This is a genomic window from Bifidobacterium sp. wkB338, assembly GCF_003688325.1.
GTDB lineage: Bacteria > Actinomycetota > Actinomycetes > Actinomycetales > Bifidobacteriaceae > Bombiscardovia > Bombiscardovia polysaccharolytica.
Window position 1 is genome coordinate 1 of record NZ_NPOR01000008.1, and the last position, 6,062, is coordinate 6,062.

6 protein-coding genes and 2 pseudogenes are annotated in these 6,062 nt (G+C 60.1%); 2 read left to right on the plus strand and 6 right to left on the minus strand.

Going from position 1 to position 6,062, the window contains the following annotated elements; translation table 11 throughout:
• Window positions 1-246, minus strand: a pseudogene (locus CI603_RS01435) (IS256 family transposase); the annotation flags it as partial.
• A gap of 316 nt (window positions 247-562) precedes the next feature.
• Here CI603_RS01435 and CI603_RS09090 point away from each other — a divergent pair.
• On the plus strand, window positions 563-1,075 hold the full coding sequence (locus CI603_RS09090) for a hypothetical protein (RefSeq protein ID WP_045925197.1): 513 nt from the start codon (window positions 563-565) through the stop codon (window positions 1,073-1,075).
• A 22-nt stretch (window positions 1,076-1,097) separates the two neighbouring features.
• Window positions 1,098-1,544 (plus strand): hypothetical protein, encoded by a 447-nt coding sequence (locus CI603_RS01445; RefSeq protein ID WP_015022033.1) that lies wholly within the window; start codon window positions 1,098-1,100, stop codon window positions 1,542-1,544.
• A gap of 135 nt (window positions 1,545-1,679) precedes the next feature.
• Here the strand turns inward: CI603_RS01445 and CI603_RS01450 are convergent, their stop codons facing one another.
• The 5 genes and pseudogenes from CI603_RS01450 to CI603_RS01470 all read right to left on the minus strand — a co-directional run.
• Complete coding sequence (locus tag CI603_RS01450) at window positions 1,680-2,240, minus strand: hypothetical protein (protein WP_015022034.1); 561 nt, start codon at window positions 2,238-2,240, stop codon at window positions 1,680-1,682.
• Between the two features lie 373 nt (window positions 2,241-2,613).
• The gene (locus CI603_RS01455) at window positions 2,614-2,961 is read right to left on the minus strand and encodes a hypothetical protein (protein WP_015022035.1); all 348 of its coding nucleotides are present in this window, start codon (window positions 2,959-2,961) and stop codon (window positions 2,614-2,616) included.
• Between the two features lie 24 nt (window positions 2,962-2,985).
• Complete coding sequence (locus CI603_RS08910; protein WP_141650026.1) at window positions 2,986-3,249, minus strand: hypothetical protein; 264 nt, start codon at window positions 3,247-3,249, stop codon at window positions 2,986-2,988.
• Between the two features lie 183 nt (window positions 3,250-3,432).
• The gene (locus tag CI603_RS01465; protein ID WP_015022037.1) at window positions 3,433-4,863 is read right to left on the minus strand and encodes a ParB/RepB/Spo0J family partition protein; all 1,431 of its coding nucleotides are present in this window, start codon (window positions 4,861-4,863) and stop codon (window positions 3,433-3,435) included.
• Between the two features lie 699 nt (window positions 4,864-5,562).
• Window positions 5,563-6,062, minus strand: a pseudogene (locus CI603_RS01470) (IS256 family transposase); the annotation flags it as partial.

The window sequence follows — 6,062 nt, forward strand, 5'->3', positions numbered from 1 at the left end:
GCCGACCCGTTTACGCCAGGCCCTGGCGCCCATGGCCCCCATCTGTTCCCGGGTCCTGCCCGTCAGCAGCCGGTCCAGGAACTCCCTCAACTGCGCGGCGCGGGCCCGGTCCTGCCTGCGCGCGGTGGACGTGATCGAGCAGGACGGACACATCCAGCGCTGCGTGCCTGATCTGTTGCGCCCATGCTTGCGCATCCGCCCATGGCATATGGGGCAATGCCTGGCCCTCTTCGATCTGGTTCTCATTCCCCGATCGAACAGGAACGGGCACCCCTGCAAGACCCCTATTAACAACCCGACCTATTAACAACCACCCAACACGCTTACAGCCACAAGGCCAAACCCCCAACATAAACAACGCGTTTAGTTCCTATAGCCCTATGATGGTGTAACGGTGGTGCTACTGTCACCGTTGATGTAATAACTCAAGAATGATAGTTAGGCCTATCTATCAGTGCAGTATTCCAGTTTTAGCTGGGTTGTCAGAGGTGCCATGGCTGACACCGCTGACTTCGTTATTGGTTATCAAGGATGAATTGACTCAACAAACGGAAAGGGGCTTATGATGAAAGCTCTGAACACTATCAAAAGTAGGTTGCTCGCCAGCGTTGCTGTTCCACTTGCGCTGTCTATGGGAGTCGCCATGGTTCCCAGTCAGGCGATGGCTGCAGAGCCTGTGGATACCGCTTCGACATCTATCGTGAGTCAAGTCACCGATTCGCTGACTCCGAGGGATGTGCTGGAGATAGCGGATACCGCATGGGAAAACGGTGATTATGAAGGTGCTGGCATCCTGACCGAGTATGCATTCTCGATGCATGATGGCACTGCCGGTAATGGCTTCCAATCGAGGAATTGGGCTACGACGATCGCCAAGAAAGCTGTCATTAAGCTTCTGCGCTGGGGAGGTTCCAAGCTTCCTGCCAAGATTGCTCCGTGGGCCGGTCGGATTGCAGACTTCCTGGAAGCCACCGGCGTCTGGACTCATGCCGCTATCGTCTCAGGTTTGATGCAGCTGGGCATCCCTTACGATATTGCTGAATACACGGCGACATGGGTTGATTTGTTCCTCTGATTCATGGAGAGAGGGGTGAGCGATGAGTGACCGTGGACGATCAGACCATGTAACGGTTTCGGATGCGATTACCGGTGTTGGTTTTTTCGGAACTGTGTTGTTGGGTTTTGTCTTTCCTTTTGCGGTCGGCATTGGTGTCACTTATCGCTTGCTCCCTTTCGGTGGCGTTCGTTCCTGGGTGCATGGGTGGCGTGGGGTTTTGGGTACCATCGTTATCTTTCTGTTGTGGTTCTTTGGTACCTACATAACTGATGCGTTGGTGGATGTGTTGTTTAGCATGAGCAGTCACAAGGTCTTGAAGAAGCTTGTTAGCGAAGTTGTGAGTTTTGTGTTTCTCATGGGGTTGATGGCCTTGGCCTTCAGCAGGTGGGAAGCCATGGCGCTCTCATCTTTGATAACTGAGGTTCTCACCATTCTCATCTCCCTACTCGTCATTCATGCCGTTGATGCTGCAGACAAGCATGATTAATCTAAACAACGATCATTCCTAGGGAATGAAGCGGATTCGAGTGCCCCTTTTATGGGGCGGGAGAAACGCATCGGACGCGGAGAGGTCTCCTCCTTGGTTTGGGAGGAGACCTCTTCGGTTTGGTTGTGTGTGGTGTTAGTCGTCGGTGGGGTTGATGTTCTTACTGAGGGCCAGGGCGATGAGCGCTGCGAGGTTGTTGGTTCGGTCGAGGGTGAGGGCTTGGACCATGTATGAGCTGGCTTGGTCGGGGTCGCGGGCGGCCCAGGCCAGGTAGGCTCTGGAGGCGCTGAGGTGTGGGGTGGGGCCGACGGCGGCGGTGAGCTGGTCGAAGAGGTTGTAGGCTCTGTCGGCGCGTTCCTGGTTGACGGGGGTCCGGCCTTCGAAGCAGGTGGTGAGGCTGGTGAAGATGAGTTTGACGGCGGCGGGGTCGTGGGGTTGTTCGGTGATGGTGGTCAGGTCGTCTCGGGTGGTGTCGGGGTTGATGGCGGCGACCAGGAGCGCGTCGCGGTGCGGCAGTGAGGTTTCTATCAGCGCGGCCATGCGGGTGAGCCGGTCGTGTCCTATGGCTTCGGGCTGGTGGGTGCCGTCGAGTATGCGCATGATGCTGTCGAGGGCCTGTCGGCCTGCGGTGAGCATGAGTTGGGGGTCCTGGCTCAGTTGCTTGACGTCGTCCTGGAGGCTGGTTGTGGTGTTCATGGGTGTTCCTTTCCTTGGTGCCGGGACTGTTTGTGCCGACGCCTGGAATGGCGGCCCGGGTATAGCGGAGAGTCAAGCCCCCGCGTGGATCCGAACACTCCCCCGGAGGCCGAGGGGGCATGCTGTTCGGCCCCCTCGGCCGGAGCGGGGTGTGGGCGGAGACGCTCGGGGCTTGAGTCGCAGCGGCCCGGGCCAGAATGGAAGGGGGCGGCACAAACACCACATTCCCAACCCCTTCAGCAGCACGCCGCAGGCGTGCGACAGCGGCGGCCAGACATCAAGGCGCAGCCGCCGATGACCACAACCCCGGCCGAGCCGAGCATGGAAAAAGGGACCCCGTTGAGGGGTCCCTTGATGATGTTGCCCTGATGGGTCAGGCCATCTGGCTTCGGAGTCCTGGGTAGTGGTGTGCCAGGTATTCGGCGGTGGCTTGGCGGATCAGTGCCGATAGGTTGGTGCCTTCTGTTTTGACGGCGGCTTCGGCCCATTGGTCCAGGGCCGGGGTGGTGCGTACCTGCCAGGTTTTGCTGGTGGGTTGTTTGAGTTCGTCGCGGGGGCGGCCGGCGAAGATGGAGAGCAGGTCGTCGTCGGTCAGGGGGCCGGCGTCGTAGCCCCGGTATACCCGGGTGCCTTCGATGGGTGTGAATTGGCCGGCGTCGGCCATGCGGTCGAGTGCTTCGGCGTGTGCTGCCCTGTCGGCGGGTGTCTGTGTGTTGGTCATGGTCTGGCTCCTTGTTGGTTGTGTCTATTGGTATCTGAGATGTTGCCACCGGCTGGTCAGCGGCATGGCGTGGAAGGCGTGGAGCTGGCCGTCCTGCCATTTGCTGACGATGACTTCGAGCAGGTTGTCGGGTAGGGCCCCGGGGTGTGGCTGGCCGACGAAGACCACCGTCATCTCGTCGCCGTAGCCCTCGATTTGTTCGTGGCCTATGGAGTGGAGGACCGCGTGCCTGATTTCGTCGTCGGCGCAGCCGTGCTTGCGGGCTGATTGCTCTATCTCGATCTCCATGACCATGAGTGTAGTACAAATTGCACATACAAACCAGTCGTGCGTTCCTCGCGTTGCGGTCTGGCTGTCCGAACGCGGGGCGTTCGACGATGCCGATTCCACCCCGTGGGGTGGCGCGAGGCATCGCTGCGCCGCCGCCGGCAGCCGGCCCCGCTTGGTGGCGGGGCCGGCTGCGGGGTTCATTCACTCTTTGGTGTCCTCCTCCTGGTCGCCGTCGTCTGTTTCATCTTCGTTCCCTTCGTTGTCTTCCTCTTCAGGTCGGGGCACCAGGTCGCCGTCGAGACCGGATTGCTCTTCGTCGCTGATGGCGTAGCCTGCGGTTTGGAGGGCACGGTAGAGGGGTTTGAGCAGGCCGTCTATGTCGTCTTGGCTGCGCCAGGTCTCGTGGTTGATCTGTGTCTCCATGATGGCGTGGCACAGGGCGAAGGCCGTCTGGGTGCGGCGACTCTCGTCAAGGTCGGCCTTTTGCGCCAGCTCGGCTTCCTGGTCCTGGACGATGGCGCGCCATGTGTCCCGCACCTGGTCCCGGCTGACCCACCAGGTGCGTTGGCTCGCTTGGGCGATGACCAGCATGGACAGGGCCTGGGACTGGTTTTTGGCGGGGCGTTTGAGGGACATGAGCCGTTGCGTGTAGGCCAGCCGCAGGTCGTGGCTTGCCGTGTCCAGTTGCTTGGCCGGTGCGATTTCGGCTTCTTGTTCGGCTTGCCACCTGGCCAGGTCATCCTCTCTTTGCCGGCGTTCGTCCTCCTGGTCCTGTTGGGTGTATGGCTCCAGCAGGGTGATTTTGACGCGCCACTGTCCGCCACGGTCGAGCAGTCCGGCGGCCGTGGGTTTGTCGCCTTCCCATTCCTCCAGCCATGTGTCGAGGGCCTGCTTGGGGTCGGGGTCGGTATCCGGGGAGAATCGGGCGATGGTGCGCCAACCTTCCGGGTCAGACCAGGATTGTGATGGTGTCAGCGGCACGATGGGCAGCCCGGCCTGCTTGATGGCTTCCTGGGCCTGTTCGATCCACTTGTCCAGCGACCGTTTGGCCTGGACCTGGTGCAGTGTCATGTTCCAGTTGTTGGTGCCTGCGGCTTTGATGAGCTGGTCTTGCAGGCCTTCGTCGTCGCGGAAGTCGGCTATCGTCTCCAATTCCTCGAAGCTCAGCTGGGATGGCAGCGCGAGTATTTTCTCGTCGTCGATGGACGATATTTTGAGCCGTCGCTGCACGGTGCTGCGGCTGCGGCCAGTGGCTTTGGCCATCTGGTCCACGTCTTCGCCAAGGTCCAGGAGGTGGGCGTATCCGCGTGCCTCGTCCAGGGCGGTGAGCTGGTCACGGTGTATGTTCTCTACCAGCATCACCTCCGCCTGGGTCTGCTCGTCCATGTCGGTGATGATACAGGGCACGGTTGCAAGGCCGGCCTGCTCGGCGGCCGCCAGCCGCCGGTGTCCGATGACCAGGGTGTGCCGCCCCTCCTGGTTCGCCGGTGTGACGACCAGGGCCTGCTGTATGCCTTGGGACGCGATGCTCATGGCCAGCTCCGACACGTCTCCTATCTCGCTTCGGGGGTTGGCGTCGTTGGGCCTGATGGCGTCGATGGGCAGCATGGTCACTGTGGTTGTGGTGTTCATGGGTGTTCCTTTCCTTGGTGCCGGGACTGTTTGTGCCGACGCCTGGAATGGCGGCCCGGGTATAGCGGAGAGTCAAGCCCCCGCGTGGATCCGAACACTCCCCCGGAGGCCGAGGGGGCATGCTGTTCGGCCCCCTCGGCCGGAGCGGGGTGTGGGCGGAGACGCTCGGGGCTTGAGTCGCAGCGGCCCGGGCCAGAATGGAAGGGGGCGGCACAAACACCACATTCCCAACCCCTTCAGCAGCACGCCGCAGGCGTGCGACAGCGGCGGCCAGACATCAAGGCGCAGCCGCCGATGACCACAACCCCGGCCGAGCCGACCAGTTTTATGTTTGCCGATTGAAGGGTGATCTGCAGTAGCTCATGATAGAAGAAAGACCATCCGATAAGAAATGTGTTTATATTGTGAAGCTTTATCTTGATGAAGCTTTCTAACTGATATCCCGAGTATATTAAAGCTTGTTAGAAGCCGCCACTGCCTCTATCATATTTATATGATATGCACACTAGGGCGGCACTTTTTTATCTAAAGGGGTGTAACTGAGATGGACACCGCTCGTATTCCTTACCCTTCGCATCCTTATCAGAGCTCAGCCAATCTAGCCTCTATGCTGATACAGAACGGTCTCTCCGGCATCAGGGGCTATAGGAACTAAACGCGTTGTTTTAGGTTCTGTGTGTGGGTTTGGTTGTGTGTTGGTCAGAGTGTGGTGTTGGGGTATCTGACTGGTGTGTGGAACTCGTTCCAGTTGATGGCGGTGCCGTAGTGTTCGGGCTCGTCCTGTTCCTGTCTGGTTTCCCGTTTGGGTGCTGGTTGTGGCTGGTGGTGTTCGTCCCTGATCAGGCTGGCGGGGTCGGGGTTGTCGGTTTTCATGTAGCAGTGCCATTCGCAGGCGCGTCTCATGTGGCTCTCGGGTAGGCCGTGGTGTTGCAGGAGGGTGCGTTTGATGGGTGGGTTGACTCCTCCTTCCAGCCGGTTGGTGGTGCGTTCCGCTGGCCCGCCGGCGGTGAGTTCGGGTTCCGGGAAGGCGAAGGGCTGCCTGTCTTGGAAGAGGTGTTCGGGCCTGCGGTAGCAGCGGCGGAGTTCCTGGTGGGTCCACCACCAGGATTGGTGGCTGGCTTTGGGGTTGGCTGGGTCGTCCTTGGCCATGGTGCGTTCGTCGATGAGGGTTTTCCATCTTTCGTGCCAGGCGTTCAAGG